16 protein-coding genes, 1 tRNA gene and 1 riboswitch are annotated in these 16,885 nt (G+C 60.6%); of the genes, 6 read left to right on the top strand and 11 right to left on the bottom strand.

Annotated features, from left to right (window positions below; all coding sequences use genetic code 11):
- Positions 1–135: 135 nt before the first annotated feature.
- A complete protein-coding gene (locus LPB405_RS03280; RefSeq protein ID WP_219101891.1) occupies positions 136–1,113 on the bottom strand; it encodes a hypothetical protein in 978 nt (325 codons plus the stop codon).
- A gap of 63 nt (positions 1,114–1,176) precedes the next feature.
- On the opposite strand from LPB405_RS03280, the gene LPB405_RS03275 reads away from it, so the two are divergent.
- Positions 1,177–1,878 carry a hypothetical protein gene (locus tag LPB405_RS03275; RefSeq protein WP_219101890.1) on the top strand — a complete coding sequence of 234 codons (702 nt, stop codon included), beginning with the start codon at positions 1,177–1,179 and terminating at the stop codon, positions 1,876–1,878.
- A gap of 128 nt (positions 1,879–2,006) precedes the next feature.
- On the opposite strand, the gene LPB405_RS03270 is transcribed toward LPB405_RS03275, so the two are convergent.
- The 8 genes from LPB405_RS03270 to LPB405_RS03235 form a co-directional block, all read right to left on the bottom strand.
- Positions 2,007–2,672: a class I SAM-dependent methyltransferase gene (locus LPB405_RS03270; protein WP_219101889.1), complete on the bottom strand. Its 666-nt coding sequence runs from the start codon at positions 2,670–2,672 to the stop codon at positions 2,007–2,009.
- A gap of 187 nt (positions 2,673–2,859) precedes the next feature.
- Positions 2,860–3,972, bottom strand: coding sequence for a MauE/DoxX family redox-associated membrane protein (locus LPB405_RS03265; RefSeq protein WP_219101888.1), 1,113 nt, complete (start codon positions 3,970–3,972; stop codon positions 2,860–2,862).
- Positions 3,973–4,239: 267 nt separating this feature from the next.
- A complete protein-coding gene (locus LPB405_RS03260) occupies positions 4,240–5,295 on the bottom strand; it encodes a ThiF family adenylyltransferase (protein WP_219101887.1) in 1,056 nt (351 codons plus the stop codon).
- Positions 5,286–6,056: a thiazole synthase gene (locus LPB405_RS03255; RefSeq protein ID WP_070593955.1), complete on the bottom strand. Its 771-nt coding sequence runs from the start codon at positions 6,054–6,056 to the stop codon at positions 5,286–5,288. The genes LPB405_RS03260 and LPB405_RS03255 overlap by 10 nt, the downstream gene beginning before the upstream one ends.
- Positions 6,057–6,213: 157 nt before the next feature.
- The gene (gene thiS / locus LPB405_RS03250) at positions 6,214–6,411 is read right to left on the bottom strand and encodes a sulfur carrier protein ThiS (protein ID WP_049328087.1); all 198 of its coding nucleotides are present in this window, start codon (positions 6,409–6,411) and stop codon (positions 6,214–6,216) included.
- A gap of 48 nt (positions 6,412–6,459) precedes the next feature.
- Positions 6,460–7,542, bottom strand: coding sequence for a glycine oxidase ThiO (gene thiO, locus LPB405_RS03245; protein WP_219101886.1), 1,083 nt, complete (start codon positions 7,540–7,542; stop codon positions 6,460–6,462).
- A 2-nt stretch (positions 7,543–7,544) separates the two neighbouring features.
- A complete protein-coding gene (locus tag LPB405_RS03240) occupies positions 7,545–8,165 on the bottom strand; it encodes a thiamine phosphate synthase (RefSeq protein ID WP_070644279.1) in 621 nt (206 codons plus the stop codon).
- Between the two features lie 687 nt (positions 8,166–8,852).
- Positions 8,853–8,926: transfer RNA gene (locus LPB405_RS03235), tRNA-Gly, on the bottom strand.
- A 153-nt stretch (positions 8,927–9,079) separates the two neighbouring features.
- Between LPB405_RS03235 and dcd the strand changes: the two genes are divergently transcribed.
- Positions 9,080–9,679: a dCTP deaminase gene (gene dcd / locus LPB405_RS03230; protein ID WP_219101885.1), complete on the top strand. Its 600-nt coding sequence runs from the start codon at positions 9,080–9,082 to the stop codon at positions 9,677–9,679.
- Between the two features lie 131 nt (positions 9,680–9,810).
- On the top strand, positions 9,811–11,142 hold the full coding sequence (locus LPB405_RS03225) for a septin family protein (RefSeq protein ID WP_219101884.1): 1,332 nt from the start codon (positions 9,811–9,813) through the stop codon (positions 11,140–11,142).
- A 189-nt stretch (positions 11,143–11,331) separates the two neighbouring features.
- Here the strand turns inward: LPB405_RS03225 and LPB405_RS03220 are convergent, their stop codons facing one another.
- Together LPB405_RS03220 and LPB405_RS03215 are read right to left on the bottom strand one after the other, a co-directional pair.
- Positions 11,332–12,768, bottom strand: coding sequence for an MFS transporter (locus LPB405_RS03220; RefSeq protein WP_219101883.1), 1,437 nt, complete (start codon positions 12,766–12,768; stop codon positions 11,332–11,334).
- Positions 12,769–12,928: 160 nt separating this feature from the next.
- Entirely contained in the window at positions 12,929–13,162 is a 234-nt protein-coding gene (locus tag LPB405_RS03215) for a DUF4235 domain-containing protein (protein WP_005506756.1), read from the bottom strand.
- Between the two features lie 266 nt (positions 13,163–13,428).
- Positions 13,429–13,529: riboswitch (TPP riboswitch) on the top strand.
- A gap of 58 nt (positions 13,530–13,587) precedes the next feature.
- Here LPB405_RS03215 and LPB405_RS03210 point away from each other — a divergent pair.
- The 3 genes from LPB405_RS03210 to LPB405_RS03200 all read left to right on the top strand — a co-directional run bounded on the left by LPB405_RS03210 (position 13,588) and on the right by LPB405_RS03200 (position 16,743).
- A complete protein-coding gene (locus LPB405_RS03210; protein WP_219101882.1) occupies positions 13,588–14,217 on the top strand; it encodes an ECF transporter S component in 630 nt (209 codons plus the stop codon).
- An 88-nt stretch (positions 14,218–14,305) separates the two neighbouring features.
- Positions 14,306–15,949, top strand: coding sequence for an ABC transporter ATP-binding protein (locus LPB405_RS03205; RefSeq protein WP_219101881.1), 1,644 nt, complete (start codon positions 14,306–14,308; stop codon positions 15,947–15,949).
- The gene (locus LPB405_RS03200; protein ID WP_219101880.1) at positions 15,946–16,743 is read left to right on the top strand and encodes an energy-coupling factor transporter transmembrane component T family protein; all 798 of its coding nucleotides are present in this window, start codon (positions 15,946–15,948) and stop codon (positions 16,741–16,743) included. Before LPB405_RS03205 ends, LPB405_RS03200 begins: the two co-directional genes overlap by 4 nt.
- Positions 16,744–16,885: the final 142 nt, after the last annotated feature.

Raw genomic sequence — 16,885 nt, 5'->3', positions numbered from 1 at the left:
GGTTCCCTTTGTGCTTTTTAGGATTGTGGGACTCGAAAGGGCCGGGTCATCCTCGCTCCTACAGGGGAACCCGCCCTCGCTTCGCTCGGGCACCCTGATGTCGCTTCAGAGCATACTGGCTCTCGTCGTTCGTTCTTAGAAGGAGACTCGGACCGCCTTCGCATCCGCCTCCACCGACGCCTTCAACGTAAACGGAATCTCCTTCTGCACCTGCGAACGCGCACCCGTATACAAATCCAACTGGGTAAACGACACCTTCGCCGTACCCGACATCGGCTTCAACGACCACACACCCGCCGAACTCACACTCACCTGCGGATCCGCAACCTTCACCACAGACCACTTCACCTCAGAATCCACACGACCCGTAAACGCATACTCAAAAGGGCATCCACCAGGATAAAGAGTGCTCTGCTGCGTACACTTCTTCAAATGGTCCTGCACCTGCTCCTTCACCGATGACAACGCGTTATCACTCGGCTTCAACTCCATACGCACCGCATGATTCGCATCCTGCGCCGTCACCACCTCATTCACCTTCTGCGCCGTATACACCGTCGAATCATACGACACCGCATACACACCCGGATAAAACACCGGGAACGACGCCGCACCCTTATCCACCGCAACCTTACGGTTATTAATCGTCGCAGCCTCCACACCCTGAATATTCACCTTCACCGACGGCAAAGACGCCTCATCAATAGCCCACTTATCAAAAAAGCCCCAATGCGTGCCCGAACGGTGCAAACGAAAATCCGTATGCTGCTGCGAACCACCCAACGTATAAGAAGCACGCACCGTCGCATGCTCACCATCGGCGCTAGTCTCCACCACCTCATACGACACTTCGCCCAACGAAGACACCGAACGCCTCAAAGCATCCCCATCCAGCAAAGATGCGTCACCCTCAGGAATCTGCGCACCCAACAAACCACGCGCATACGAACCATTACCCGTACGCAACGCATGAAAATACTCCCGCACCTGACCCGTCGGGCCATACACCAGCTTATTCGTCATAACCAGCGCCGCAGCAGCCACAGAAACCGCCACCACAACACCGACCATCCACATTGCCAGGACCCGCTCCACGGGAGAAAAATTACGCATAGAACCAGAGTAACGCAGGTAGTCCGCTAGGTTTCACGCACCGCACACACTAAAGTTGTGTATATGGCAGAACGCGCTCACGAAGTCCCCGCCAAATACGGCGAAGTCAACGAACTATTCCACCCCCGCATGCGATCCTACGGCAGGCGCATCGAAGCGGCACTCCCCGGCACCATCGTGCTCCTCGCCGCGCTCGCCTTCATCCTCTACAAGCGACCCGCACTGCCGTACACCATCCTCGTACTGCTCATCGGCGCCATCGCCGGTGTCAACCTCTACTCAGTCCTCAAACCCACCATCATCGTCATCACCAAAACCCACGTGCTCCGCGCACGCACCTTCGGCTGGTTCGCCGTACCCCTCGAAAACATCGACCACACCATCTTCGTCGAAAAGCTCTACCCCAAAAAAGCCTACGGTCAGAAACTCAAAACCGTCGCCGGCCGCCTACGCTACCGCAGCTTCCCCGCCATGTGGGCCGTCGACAAAGACGGCAAACAGCTCATGCGCATCGACGGCCGCGTATGGGACGGCAAAACTATGCGAGAAGTCTCCTCCAAACTCTCCGCCCAGACCACCATCTACAAGCAGATCAACGTGGTCAACATGGACAAAGAACACAAGGGACTCATCACCTTCAACGAACTGCACCCCGGCTGGCGCTCCAGCCTCATGACCGCGCTCGCCGTCATCATCGTGGCAATCCTCTTCGCGGCCTCCTTCATGCCCGAAGAACTCGCCCGCACCATCTACCTCATCCACTAGAACACCCACTCTTCACCGGTGCTTCATCTGGATGCGCAAAGGCCCGGCACCCACCCCACACGGGGCAGGCGCCGGGCCTTTTGCACGCCTAGCTCAAGGCGCATTGCGGGCGAGCTTGAGAAGCGAACCTAGCTCGCCGGGCGCGACAGAACCGCCACCAAAAACTCCGAAGAACCCTCAACAAACGGGTGCAACTGCCACGAAGAGTACGTGTTATCCACATTCAGGCCAACCTCGCGGGCATCAGCGAGGAACTGGTCAAACGCATAATCGCGGCCCGGACCCGAACCATAACCAACCACCGCACGGCCACCAGGAGCCAACACGCGACGGAAATTCTCAACCACCGGCTTACGAGTCGAACGAGCCAAGAAACCCATCACATTACCCGCACACACCAGCAGCTCAAAACCATTCTCCGCCGTAGCGTCACCCTCAATGCCCAGCACCTCCGGCAAATCCACCAAATCAGCAGTAATCCACGTAGCCTCCGGGCAGACGCGGCGCGCCTCCTCAATCAGCTCAGGATCAATATCAACACCCGTCACACGGTGACCCAACGCGTGCAGCTGCTTACCCACACGACCAGGGCCAGAACCCGCATCAAGAATCTTCGCGCCACGAGACGCCAACGCATTCACTAGGCGAGACTCACCCGCCATATCATTACCCTCAGCCTCCATCGCCTTAAAACGGTCAATGTACCACTGTGAGTGATTCGGGTTGCTTTCCTTGCGGATCAGCCACAGGGACTTCTCACGCTCACCCGGAGCGTTGAAACTCATCATTGCCATAAAAACTCCTTTGATAGGGTTGAGGACGCGCCAGCCGCCACCCGGCGAGGTGACCGCGGCGTATAAGCGGTGTGTGCGCTACGTACTAGCATAGCCCCACCCGGCGTCTGCCGGTAAGGGCAGTAAGAGCCGGACGGGGCTACGGGAGGGGAACGGACGCTACAGAGGCTAAACGATAGGGACGCGTTTAGAGGTGATCGCCGTCAGTATTCGACGTACCCTCAGCAATCGCCTGACGCATCTGCTCCGCACGCTCCTCCTCAGCCAAACGAGCAGCCTCAGCGAACTGCGCCTCAATATCGGCAAGCAACGCCTCAACCTGCTCCTTACCAGCCACCGGGCCACCAGCAATCAGACCATCAGCACCCAAAACCACAGCCAACGGTACACCATTACCAAAATTCGCGCGCGCACCAGCATCACGGTCAATCAACGGAGTCAAACCCTCCGGCAACGTACCCGCATTACGCGAGGTCTGCAACGAATCCAGGCTCGAATACACCGGATGCAACGCCACCTGCGGCAGACGCTCCTGCCACGAAGACATCGTCTTCAAAAACTTCACACAACCAGCACACGTCGCCGACACAAACACCAGCATACGCGCCTGATTCTTAGCCAACGCACGCAAATTCGTGTGACGACCATTCTCCAGGTACAGCGCCGCATGAGGAATCGGCATACGAACATACAGCTCCTCGCCGTTCTCGTCATACACCGGCTCCGGCAAAATCACCTCAGCCTGCGGCTCCGGCTGCGCAAGAGCATCACCGCGGCGAACAGCCTCCAACGTCACAGCAATCAGCACAGTGCCAATAATCCAAGTCCAGCCGCTATTACCCAGACCCAGCAGAGTCGACACAACACCCGTGCCGCCCTTCAACGCGCTCGCATGCGCACCAGCCGCCGCCAACAGCAGCGCAATATTACGGACCAGCGTGTAACGGCTTACCGGCGCAGTTGACTCGGAACCGAAACAATTACAACTTCCGGTACGACCCGTCGCCAACGCGCGCGCAATCACCACCGTATAGAACAGCATCAGAATCAACGCCAAACCCGAAGCAATCACAACAGGCAAACGCACCGGCGACAACAACAGCACCGCCGCCAAAACAATCTCGAACCACGGCAGGATCAGCGACACCAGACGGGTCGGCGCAATCTTCTCCAAACCAAGATTCTGAATACCGGTCACGGTGCTCTGCGGGTCCTTCGCCTTAGCAATACCGCTAATCAACAAAGTCAACGCAACAAGTGCCGTACACAAAACAAGCGGCACAGTAGAGACGGTGAGCATAAAACTCCTAGAGTGAGTGTGTGAAAAGAGGATGCGGCAGCGGCAGTTTTTAGGCAGAACAAACCGCGCGACGTGCCGCCGTGTTATACACGATTTTACGCCCTGCACAGGGGGAAATGTCTCTACGGGTTAAGCTCTACGAGTTAAGCGGAAAGCGGTATGCGCCCTCGTTCCTGCAGGGAACCCGCCCTCGCTTCGCTTCGGGCACCCTGATGTCACTACGGACGATACTGCTTTCCTTACACCGGGTCATGGCACTTGGGCGCGCTAGATAGCCGTCAGGCGCACCCCGTACTCGCCCGCCAGCTCCGCGTACGCCTGTACAAAGCGCTGCGCTCGCGCACCCGAGGCGCAGAAAACGCCCACGCGCTGATCACGCACCGACTCAAACAGACTCAGCAGCTCCGCGGGCACGTCGGTTGCCGGCAACAACGACCCCTCAGCGTCACTCAGCTGCGATAGCGGCACATGCAACGAGCCCTCATGCTTCACCGACTCCTCACGCTCAGGCGCCTCACGCACATCCAGCAGAACCTGCGGGACCTCATGCGCCGACAAATCCACCGGCACCACACGCGCCGGATCCGGCACCGCCCCAAACGACGTACACGTACCCGATAGGGCATCATAGGTCAGCAGAGTGCCCGCCGCCGTCGGCAGACCACTCACATACTTGAGCACCTCCGTCGCCATCAGCGAGCCAACCACAGCCGTCGTCGCGCCCAACACTCCGGCAAGCGCACACGACTCCACCGTCTGCGGAATCGTCGGAAAAATATCACGCAAATGCGCGCCATCCGGCTCAAAAAGACTCACCGAACCGCCAAAACGCAAAACCGTGCCCCACACCAGCGGCAGACCCGCAACCTGCGCGGCATCCGCAATCAGATACTTCGACGCAAACGTATCTGTACAATCCACCACACAATCCGGTGCCGACGCGGCGAAAAGATCCAAAATCCAGGACGCATCCACATGCCGGATTGTCGTCTCAACCGTCAACGACGGGCACAACTCCAGAGCACGGCGCGCCGCTACCTCCGCCTTCGGCTCACCCACATCAGACACCCCAAAAAGCGGCTGACGCTGAATATTCGACAGCTCCACCGAATCAGAATCCACAATATGCAGATACCCTACGCCAGCCGCCGCCAACGCCTGCACCACCGGACAGCCCAAACCGCCAGCACCAATCACGAGCACACGCGCCGCCGCGACCGCGTCCTGATCAAAGCCGGGGAGGCGACGTTGACGGTCCGTGCGCTCGCGATCCAGACGCGCATGCTTCGGATTCACCGGGGTAGGGGAAAGGTTTACATCCACGAGACAAAACCCTCCGACGGCGACGATGCTTTCGCGTGCTCACGCACCGGAATACGGCCAGCCTCACGCGCCAACGCGCCCGCCTGCACCGCAAACTTCATCGCCTGAGCCATTGCTACCGGATCCTCAGCACGATTCACCGCCGACGCCAACAACACCGCATCACAGCCCAGCTCCATCGCCAGGGCGGCGTCCGAAGCGGTACCCACGCCGGCATCCAGAACCACCGGAACCTGCGCGCGGGACGCAATCAGCTCAATATTGTGCGGGTTCAAAATGCCCAGACCGGTACCAATCGGCGCACCCAACGGCATGACCGCGGCAACGCCCGCATCCTCCAGACGGGCGGCAGCCACCGGGTCGTCAGAGGTGTACGCGAGCACCGTGAAATCCTCAGCCACCAGCTGCTCGCAAGCGGTCAGCAGCTCCACGGTGTCCGGCAGCAGGGTGTCTTCGTCGTGGATAATCTCAACCTTCACCCAGGAAGTGCCCAGCGCCTCACGGGCGAGCATCGCGGTCATCACCGCATCAGCTGCGGTGCGGCACCCTGCGGTATTGGGCAGCGGCGCAATATTGAGCTTCTGCAGAAGCGGAAAAATGGGGGTGCCTGCGGCGTGACGGCGCATGGCAACGGTCGTCATTTCGGTGCCGGAGGCGATGAGCGCCTGCTCGAGCAGGTCCATGCTGGTTGCGCCTCCGGAGCCCATGATGAGGCGGGATGTGAAGGCGCGGTCGCCGATGGTGAGCGGTGTGAGGCTCATGGTGTTCTCCTCTGTGGGAACGTCTAGATAACGGGGTTTGCTGGTTGGTGCGGGGCGCTACGGTGCGCCCAGTTTAGGGAACAAAAACCGAGAATATCTGTTCTTTTTTGCCGGTGGGTATGAGCCGGCGGGAATCTCGCAGGTTCAGGCTGGAGGATTAGCCACCCTGAACGGCGGTGAGGGCATCCACCCTATCGCCCTCGTTCAGCGGCACATCCAGCCACGTGGAACGCGGCACGATACTGCGGTTGAGCGCCACAGCCACACCATTTTCGGTACCAAACTGGTCCATGACAAGGTCAAATACGGTGCGGGCATTCGTGGTTAGCGGCTCGCCGTTGTAGGTGATAATCATGCGAAATCCTTTCGTGAAGGTGCCGGGTGCACCCGGCGGGGAATGTGTTTAGTGGGTGAATCGTGCCGGGTCGCACGCCTGCATGATGGGCGGAATCTCAGCCCCGCAGGCAACCTCCGCACCGACCTTGCCGGCGAGCGCGGCAAGCAGAATACCGTGGCGGAAATAGCCCGTGGACACGAGCTGGCGGGTGCCGTCGGCACGGGTGCGGTGCCCAAAGATGGGCAGGTCGTCCGGGGTGCCGGGGCGGGCGCCGACGTTCGCCTCCAGAAGCTCGCACTCTTCAACGGCGGGCACCAGGCGGATTGCGTCACGTAGCAACTGGTGTACGCCGTCAATGGCGGGTAGTGTGCGCTGGTCTTCACGGCTGGTAGCACCGATGCACAGCTCCCCGTCGGGGCGGGGGATGAGGTAGACGGGGCGGGAGTTCACGTAGCCGCGCACCACATGCTTGAGGATGGGTCGCGGGGCGCGCAGACGCAGAATGTCTCCGTAGACGGGGCGTAGCGGGTAGTCCCCGTGCAGTGTTGCCCCTAGTCCAGTGCAGATAATGTCGCCCGCATCCGGGTCGGTGACCCGTTCGGTGCTGAAGGTGACGCCACGGCGGGTGAGCGCGTCTTTGAGGGCGCGCCTCATGAGCCGCGGGTGCAGCTGATGGTCGCTGGGGATGCTCACGGCGCCGGCAATACGCGGTGCCAGGAGCGGTTCGAGGGCGCGTGCCTGCGTGGGGGTGACGGGGTCTGCGGGGCGGTTCATATCCCGGTAGTAGGCGCGGGTGCGTTGCAGGTGCTCGGCGTCGGCACGGTCGGCTGCGATGATGAGCGTGCCGGTGGTGTCGTAGCCGGTGGGCAGGTCGGTGGCGCGGCTGAGCCTCTCCATGAGGGAGGGGTATGCGTCGGCGCTGGCGGTCATGAGCGGGAAGAGCGCGTCCTGCTGGAATTGCACTTCTGCGATGGGTGCGAGCATACCGCCGGCGTAGTGGCTGGCGGCGGGGTAGAGCGCCGTGCCGTCGTCGGCGGTGCCGTAGTCGCTGGTTTCGGCGTCGATGAGGTGCACGCTTTCGCCGCGTTCGGTGAGCTCAAAAGCGGTGGTGAGGCCAATGATTCCGCCGCCAATAATCGTGATGGTCATGGCTATGCCTGCAACGCGGGGTTGTCGACGAAGGCGCGGACCATGGCGATTCCGGCAACTCCGGTGGTGCGGATGGCGGGGCAGTCTTCGGGGGTGATGTCGCCGATAGCTACGGTGGGCACGGCGGACAGTTCGGCAAGTTCGCGGAGCCCATCAATGCCGAGGGGCGGGCGGTTGGACTGCTTGGTGGGGCTGGGACGGAACGGCCCGGTGCCAATGTAGTCGATTAGGTGCGCGATCTTGTTGGACTCTTCAACGAGCTGCCGGGTGCCGGTGGTCAGGCCGATGATCGCGTCGGCGCCGAGGAGGGCGCGGGCGTCGGCTACGGGCAGGTCGTCTTGACCGATGTGCACACCGTCAACGCGCACGCCGCGGGCACGCAACGCGAGGGCGACATCAACACGGTCGTCGATGAGGAGGGTCTGGTGCGGCTGGATGATGCCGGCGATAGCCTCGGTGAGCTGGTAGAGCTCGCGCGCGCTGATGGGTTTGGACCTGACTTGGATGCAGGTGGCGTGTTTGGCTGCCCGGACGGTTTCGAGGGGGTTGTCGCCTGTGACGAGGTAGAGGTTCAGGTCGAGGGGGCGTGCGGGGGTGGTGTAGGGGTGCGTTTCGCGGGTCATGCGGGTCTACGATTCGTCGTCGAGTAGATGTTTTGAGAAAATCTCTCATTGAATTTCTGTGGTTAGGTTAGCACAGCTGTGTAGTGAGTTGAACATTCGTCAAGATTTTGAGGCGTCTTGCGGGGTGCGTTCCTCGATTGTGCAGGGGATGGGCCGGCACGCTATACACTTCCTTCGCTCCTACAGGGGCACCCGCCCTCGCAGAGCTCGGGCACCCTGATGTCGCTTCAGGAAGGTATAGCTGTGCTGTGCGCGCGCATGGTTGTGCTGAAACCTTCTTGCCGCGAGCCCGCAGGTAGGCGCTCTGACCTCCCAAACTGAACCACCGCAATGCCTTGAACTCAACATTCATTCCCGGCGAGCTGTCTGCGGTACCTAACCCCAGTATTCCTTCCCCGCCTCCGCGCACACTCTTCCCAAACCGAGCGCCCGCGGTTCGTTCCCAGCCGCGCAGCCGCACCCACTACTCCACCTGCCCGGAGAAGGGGAGAGAGTTAGTAGGGGAGAGGCCGGTATGTTCCGTCGCGACATCAGGGTGTCCGACGCGGAGCGAGGACGGGTTCCCTGCAGGAGCAAGGAGCATACCGCCTCGACCCGTCCAACCCAAGCGGCATCCTAAACTCTTGGCCCAACCACCGCATCCAACCTAAAAAATAAAGCCCCAAACCGATAAAGGTCCGGGGCTTTTGGAGCGGCTGACGGGAATCGAACCCGCGTATCAGGCTTGGGAAGCGTGCGCTCTACCATTGAGCTACAGCCGCATCCTTTTCAGTGTATCGCGTCTGCTTGCCGGGCGTGAAATGTGTTGCGGCTGTTTGTGTGCGGGGTGGCGGGGTTGAAATGTGATGTAGGCCTGTGTGCTGGGGCTGGTGGATGCCTGCACGTGGGTGGTGTTTGCCAGGTATCCTTTAAGCGTGCTTATTTCAGATCGCGATATTCGTCAAGAGATTGCTGATGGGCGCATCGTTCTTGAACCGTTCGATGAGTCGATGATTCAGCCTGCAAGTGTGGACGTGAGGATTGATCGTTTCTTCCGTCTGTTCGATAACCATAAGTACCCGCATATTGATCCTTCTCAGCCGCAGGAGGATTTGACGCGCTTGGTGGAGGTGGCTCCTGATGAGCCGTTTATTCTGCATCCGGGTGAGTTTGTGTTGGGTTCTACGTATGAGAAGGTGACTCTTCCTGATGATGTGGCTGCCCGTTTGGAGGGTAAGTCGTCGTTGGGTCGTCTGGGTTTGTTGACTCACTCTACGGCTGGTTTTATTGATCCTGGTTTTTCTGGGCATGTGACGCTTGAGTTGTCGAATATGGCGACTTTGCCGATTATGTTGTGGCCGGGTTCTAAGGTTGGTCAGTTGTGTTTCTTCCGTTTGAGTAGCCCGACTGAGCATCCGTATGGTTCTGGTGCGTATGGTAACCGTTACCAGGGTCAGCGTGGCCCGACTGCTTCGCGTAGTTATTTGAATTTTCATCAGACGATGATTCCTGCGGATGGTTCTGTGGAGTCTTAGTCTTTCCCGCTTTGGGGTGCGGGCGTGCAGGCTGTGTGTTTGTGCGCCCGCGTTGGGCGGTTTTTTCGCCTGTTGTGCTCGTGCGTTCACTCGCGTGCGGGTTTTTATCTCTCACTCTCTAAGGATTTTTGATGAATCTGAAGCCTGTTGTTCTGCGTGTTGCTGGCGCGGAAGTTTCTTTGTATCTGATTGATATGTCGGACTCTTTTGTGGAGCGTTTTAAGAAGGCGTGGGAGCCTCTTGCTCCGGAGTTTTTTGATACTCCTGATGAGGCGTATGCTTCGTTGTCTCGTTTTGATCAGGTGATGCTGGTGCATGCGCCGACTGATGAGTCGGTGATGGATTTGGCGAATCCGCTGATGGGTTCGTTTGATAAGGTTTCGACGCTGCGTGTGGCTGATGACGATTCGGGTATGCAGGATCTGACGAGCCGTATTACGTTGGCGATGATTGAGCAGCTGGTTGGTCGCGGTGTGATGCTGCATGCGGCTGTTATTGGTGACCCTGAGTCGAAGCGCGCTGTTGCGCTGGTGGGTGTTTCTGGTAGCGGTAAGACGACTGCGTCGCGTTTCTTGGGTTCGAAGTTTGCGTACCTGACTGATGAGACTGCGATTATTTCGGATGAGGGTGTTGTGTCGCCGTATCCGAAGCCGTTGTCTGTGATTGTTGACCCGAATGCGCCGAAGGATCAGCAGAACCCGGTGGACCTGGGCCTGAACGTGGTTGATCGTGATGACCTCAGCTATGAGCTGTCGCGTATTGTGTTCATTTCTCGTGATGAGTCGGCTTCGGAGCCGTATTTTGAGCGTGTTCCGCTGCACGAGGCTCTGGTGTTCTTGAGTGAGCAGAGCTCGGGCCTGGCGCGTCACCCTGAGGGTGTTGTGTCGCTGGCTAAGCTGGTGGAGCGTTGCGGCGGCGTGTGGCGCCTGGTGTACTCGGAGATTGAGGATACCCTGCCGCTGGTTCAGGATCTGCTGAATGGTGGTGAGCTGCCGAATGCTGATGAGGTTGAGAAGCTGGAGAAGTACACGGCTGAGGATCACCTGCCGGGTGTGTTCTTGAACGGTACGATTGCGGTTTCTCGTATGCCGGGTACTTCTGGTGTGCGTGTGGGTGAGGACGGCCCGTTCTTGCTGCTGTGCGACACTGAGCTGAATGAGCTGTCTGATTTTGCGGCTGAGTGCTGGCTGCAGGCTGAGGGCGACATTTCGTACGATGACCTGTATGCGCGTTTGGCTGAGATCTTTGAGGGTCTGCCTGCGGAGGCGTATGACGAGAATCTGAGCGCTATGGCGGCTGGTTCGATGCTGTGGGTCCGTGTGATTGATGATCCGCTGATTGATGACGCGACTTGGGCGCAGATGACCAGCGATGAGGTTTTGGATGAGGAGGAGGAGCAGATTGCGCTGGATTCCTCTGAGGACGCTGTTTCTGATGATGAGGATGACGTGGTGGAGGACTAGCCACTGCGGCTCTCTGAGGCGGCTCTCAGGCACAGCTCGCTGAGCTTCGTTTGATAGGCACTGCTTAAGCACGAAGGAGGGGCGGGTAGAAGATAATCTTCTACCCGCCCCTCCCTGTATGTTTGCAAGGTCGTGTTTGCGGGGTTGCGGCGTTTGCGGGGTTTGCAGGACGCTTAGCCCCGTGACGCCTTACCGGGCAGCCTTGTCGCGGCGCTTCTGTTCACGCTTCTGCTCGCGGCGAGCCGCACGCACACGCAGCGGACCGGGCGCCTTCACCGGCAGCAGCAGGAGCAGACCCGCCACCACAACGATCAGAATACCGAGCACACCCCAAATCTGCGCGCCCATGATGCTCACGCACAGACCGAACAGCATCGGCGCCAGGAAGCTGGTGGCACGACCGGTGGTCGAGTACAGGCCGAACAGCTCACCCTCAGTGCCGGGGTCCGCCAGACGCGCCAGGAAGGTGCGGGACGCCGACTGTGCCGGGCCCACGAACAGGCACAACAGCAGGGCGCATACCCAGAACACGCCCGGTTCGGGGAAGAACATCAGCGGGGTAGCCGCCAAAATAATGCCGACCAGCGAGATAACAATAATCGCCTTCGGGCCCAGGTAGTCATCCAGGTAGCCGCCCAGGATCGCGCCAGCCGCGGCGACAGCGCTACCGGCAATACCGAACAGAATCACCTCGGAGGTGCTGAAACCGAACGTGCCCGCCGCGAGAATACCGCCGAACGTAAAAATACCGGACAGACCATCACGGAACACTGCCGAAGCGATCAGGAACCACAGGGTCTGCGGGGAGGTCATCTTCAGGCGACGAATCGTGCGCCACAGCGCCTTGTAGGAGGCGAGCAGACCGCCCTGACGAGCCGGGGAGAGACGCTCCATACCGAGCTCCAGGAAACGCAGCTCGCGGGTGGGCAGCACCTCCGGCAGGAAGCGCTCGCGGGTGCGCATACGCACCAGCAGCGGCACGCAGAAGATGAGGCACCATGCGGCGGCGAACAGCGCGACCGCACGGATATTCAGGGCGTTATCGGTGGTCAGGCCGAGCACCTCGGGGGTAAGCACAAAACCCCACAGCACCACAGCCAGCGCCAGGATGCCGCCAATGTAGCCGGCAGCCCATCCAGCGCCCGAAATCTTACCGATATTGTCCGGGTTAGAGATGCGCGGCAGCACGGCGTTATAGTTCACGTACGCGAACTCGCTGAACACGCTCGCTGCAGAAATCAGGGCGACACCCAGCCACAGGTACTGCGGGGTGGGAGCCACGAAGAAGCACGCCGCCATCGAAGCGACCAGCAGTAGCGTGTTCACGCCGAGCCAGAAGATGCCGCGGCCAGACTTGTCGTTACGCTGACCGGTCACCGGCGCCAGAATCGCAATGAGGAACCCTGCAATGGTCAGACCCAGAGACAGCGCCGAGGAGGTCTCTTCGGGAGTGCCGAAATAGCTACTGGTCAGGTACACGGTGAAGATGAAGGTCATCATAATCGAGTCGAAGCTCGACGAACCAACATCCCACATGACCCAGGACGCGACCGAACGGCGGCTGTTCGCGTGGTCAACGACCCTACGCGGAGCCTTCGTCTTAGGGCGAGGAGAAGAAATAGTCATAGTTGTGCTTTCGGATGCCGAGGTGGCGCTTCAGCGTAGCGGCGGCGTGAAACCTGCTGAAGTAGAGCGGGCGTGCTGAAGAGGGAACACCAGGCGGTACGTACCGAGTGGAGATACGTACCGCCTAGTTCATGAACTTTCGCGCGGAAGGCGCAAAGCCTTAGTTGAAGAAACGACGCTGCAGGCGAGCAATACCGAAGCTCACCACAGCACCCACGACGGAGGTCAGAACGGTCCAGAGGATGACCTGACGCAGGGTGTCTTCAGACTCGTGGGAAATGGCGGGAGGCTGGTTACCGGTAGCCTTGGTCCAGGCTGCGCCCAGGCCCTTACCAACCAGGGCAGCTGCGCCCATGTTGATACCCGCAATAGCAAGCTTAGCGACGGGGTTCATGTGTATCTCCTTAGCTGTATACGATGCGGCGTCCTGCCCGTGAACCCCTTCGGGGTTGGGTGAGAAAAGAGCGCCACTCCCTAGCGTATAGGGTTTAAGGCGTTCGTGCCGCCTTGGAACCTCTCCGTCCCAAAATTGTACACCGTGCAATTCTGTAATGTGGGCAGAAGAACGAAACAAAAAGCGGCAAATTGGCACGAACAGCCAGACACGCCTACAATCGAACCTGGGTTCCCACCCGCACCACAACGGTACGGACAAGGAACCCCAAACGACAGGGGAGCGCCACCGAGGCGCTGAGAGTGCTAAGCAGACCCTCGAACCTGATCCGGTTAGTACCGGCGTAGGGAGTCGATTTTCTTCTCAATGCCCTCGTCCGTTAAGAGGGCGAGGACATTCCCCTTCCAACGACGGAAGGACCACCAATGTCACAGAACGTAACCCCCGCCTCCCAAGCATCTACCCAGGCAGAGAAGAAGCCGAACCTGCGCTGGCGAGTCAATGAAATCGTCATCGCCGCAGTGATCGCTGTAGCTTGCGCCGTTATCTTCTGGATCTGGGATATCGCAGTTGGCCCCGCCACCAAAGCCGCACTCGTAGCAGCACCCGAATTCCGCCCCATCGTTGCCGGCGCATGGCTGCTCGGCGGCACCCTTGGCGGCCTGCTCATCCGCAAGCCCGGCGCGGCACTCTTCGGCGAAATCGTCGCAGCATTCATCTCCGTACTCTTCACCGGCGGCGCGTGGAGCGGCGAAATCCTGATCGCGGGCTTCTTCCAGGGCGTCGGCGCTGAAATCGCCTTCGCGATCTTCCGCTACCGCCGCTGGAACGCAACTATCGCTATCTTCGCCGGTGCGCTCAGCGGCCTGTTCATGGGCGTTAACGAAATCTTCATCTACTACCCCGACATGGAACCGGTCAAGGCAATCATCTACGTAGCATGCGCCGTCATCTCCGGTGCAGTCATCGCAGGCTTCCTGGCGTGGATTCTCGTGCAGAACCTCGCCAAGACCGGTGTGCTCTCCTCGCTGGCATCCGGCAAGACCCGCCGCTAACCACCAGCAACTAGCCACCAACTAGTCACTCACCACGAGTCACCACTCGGCACACTACAGCAGCCACACAAAAGGCTAAGGAAGCATCATGGAAGCAACACCGCGCGGGGCGCGCATCGAGCTCAACAACTTCAGCTGGCACCACCCCGGACGCCCAGAACCCGTCATCAGCGGACTCAACCTCACCATCAACCCCGGTGAAAAAGTCCTGCTACTGGGCACCTCCGGCGCCGGCAAATCGACGCTCCTGCACGCCATCGCCGGTGTGCTCCACGATGACGACGGCGAATCCGCCGGCGGCACCATCACCATCAACGGGCAAGCACCCGCCGAAGCACGCGGCACCGCCGGCATGATGCAGCAGGACCCTGAATCCTCCATCGTCATGGCAACCGTCGGCAACGACGTAGCCTTCGGCCCCGAAAACCTGCGCGTACCCCGCGAAGAAATCTGGGGCCGCGTCACCGAAGCCCTCACCGCAGTAGGGCTCAACAACCTACCCCTCGACCACCCCAGCAGCGCGCTGTCCGGCGGGCAGAAGCAGCGCCTCGGACTGGCGGGCATCCTCTCGATGCACCCCGGCGCCATGATCCTCGACGAACCCACCGCCAACCTCGACCCCTCCGGCGTGCGGGAAGTACGCGACAGCATCCTCTCCGCCGCGGAGGCGACCGGCGCGACCCTGCTCGTCGTAGAACACCGCGTGAGCATCTGGGCGCCGCACATGGACCGCATTATCGTGCTCGGTGAAGGCGGCACCATCACCCACGACGGTGCACCCGACACCGTACTCACCGAAGCCCGCCAAGAACTCATCGACGCGGGCGTGTGGGTACCCAACTACGTGCCGCGCGCACCGCAGAACGGTGATATTGCGGGCGGCGACGTTGCGGGCAATAGCGAGCACGGCGAAGCGCTACTGCGCGCCGAAAACCTCAGCATCACCCGCGCACAACCCACCCCCAAACAACGACGCGCCCGCCGCCGCACCATCAAACGCCTCGGCGACACCCCCGCACCCGCACCCATCGACCTGCCCGTACTGCGCGGCGGCATCAACCTCACCCTGCGCGCCGGCGAACACCTCAGCGTGCTCGGCCCCAACGGCGCCGGCAAATCAACCCTCGCGCTCACCCTCGCAGGGCTACTCACCGCCCCCGACGGCACCCTCGCCGCCACCGACGCGCTCCGTAATTACGACGGTGGCAACCACAGCGGCGGCAAGTCCGAAAACCGCGCCCACTGGGACGTGCCCACCTGGACCCCCGCCCAAATGCTCAGCCGCATTGGCTACGTCTTCCAAGAACCCGAATACCAATTCATCCGCGGAACCGTACGCGAAGAACTCGAACTCGGCCCCCGCCGACTCGCCGCACTCACCCGCGAACCCCTCAACGAGGCAGAACTCACCGAACGCACCAATACGCTCGCCCACCACCTACGCCTCAACCACCTACTCGACGCCAACCCCTTCACCCTCTCCGGCGGCGAAAAACGACGACTCTCCGTAGCCTCCGCACTCGCCACCGCACCCAAAATCCTCATCCTCGACGAACCCACCTTCGGCCAAGACGCACGAACCTGGGCAGAACTCGTCGACCTCATCCGCGAACTACTCGCAGGCGGCACCGCCGTCATCTCCATCACCCACGACGAAGACTACACCGCCGCACTCGGCGGTAACCACATCACCCTACCCGCCCTCACCACCCCCGGAAAGGAGAACGCATGAACACCGACTTCTTCGGCACCATCGACCGAACCAGCTACTTCAGCAACCTCAACGCCGGCGTAAAACTCATCGTCTCCTTCACCCTCATCATCGCCGCACTCATCGTGCGCGACCCCCTCACCTCCGGAATCCTCTTCGCCCTCGAACTGCTCGGATTCATCCTCGTCGGATTCCGACCCGTCAACGTCCTCGCCCGCTTCTGGCCCATCCTCATCGCCGTCATCACCACCGGCTGGTCCGTCGCGATGCTCAGCGCCAAAAGCGGCACCACCATCCTCGACCTCGGCTTCAACAGCATCACCACCGACTCCGCCGCCGTCGGCGCAGCCATGATGATCCGCTCCCTCGCCATGGTCCTACCCACCCTCGCGTTCGTGCTCACCACCGACCCGACCGACCTTGGCGACTCCCTCGCACAAACCTTCAAACTGCCCTCCCGGTTCGTGCTCGCAACCGTCGCCGCCCTACGCTTGGTCGGCATTCTCTTCGCTGAATGGAACGCTCTCGGCCAGGCACGACGCGCCCGCGGACTCGGCGCAGGACAATCCCTCATTGGGCGTGCACAAACCTTCGGCGGGCAAAGCTTCGCCCTGCTGGTACAGGCTATCCGCCGCGGCTCCCGCCTCGCCATCACCATGGAGGCGCGTGGCTTCGGTGCGGGTGAACGCACCTGGGCTCGTGTGCCCTCCTATTCGCCGCGTGATGTGCACGTGAGCATTGCTGCCGCCGTCATTATCGCTGTTGCGTACGGTGTATCTATTGCGGCGGGTACGATCCAGTTCCTCTGGGGCTAGTCCGTTCCGTTTCTGGTTCCGCTTGGGAGGCGGTATTCGCCCTCGTTCCTACAGGGAGGCGGGGTGCCGCATGTTTCCTCCGCGCCTAGCCCCACTTGGGACATGAGTAGGGAGGTGCCCGTACTCTTCCTTCGCTCCTACA

The organism is Rothia mucilaginosa (genome assembly GCF_019334805.1).
In the GTDB taxonomy this organism is placed as follows: domain Bacteria; phylum Actinomycetota; class Actinomycetes; order Actinomycetales; family Micrococcaceae; genus Rothia; species Rothia mucilaginosa_C.
This window is presented reverse-complemented; position numbering and strand designations above follow the sequence as displayed.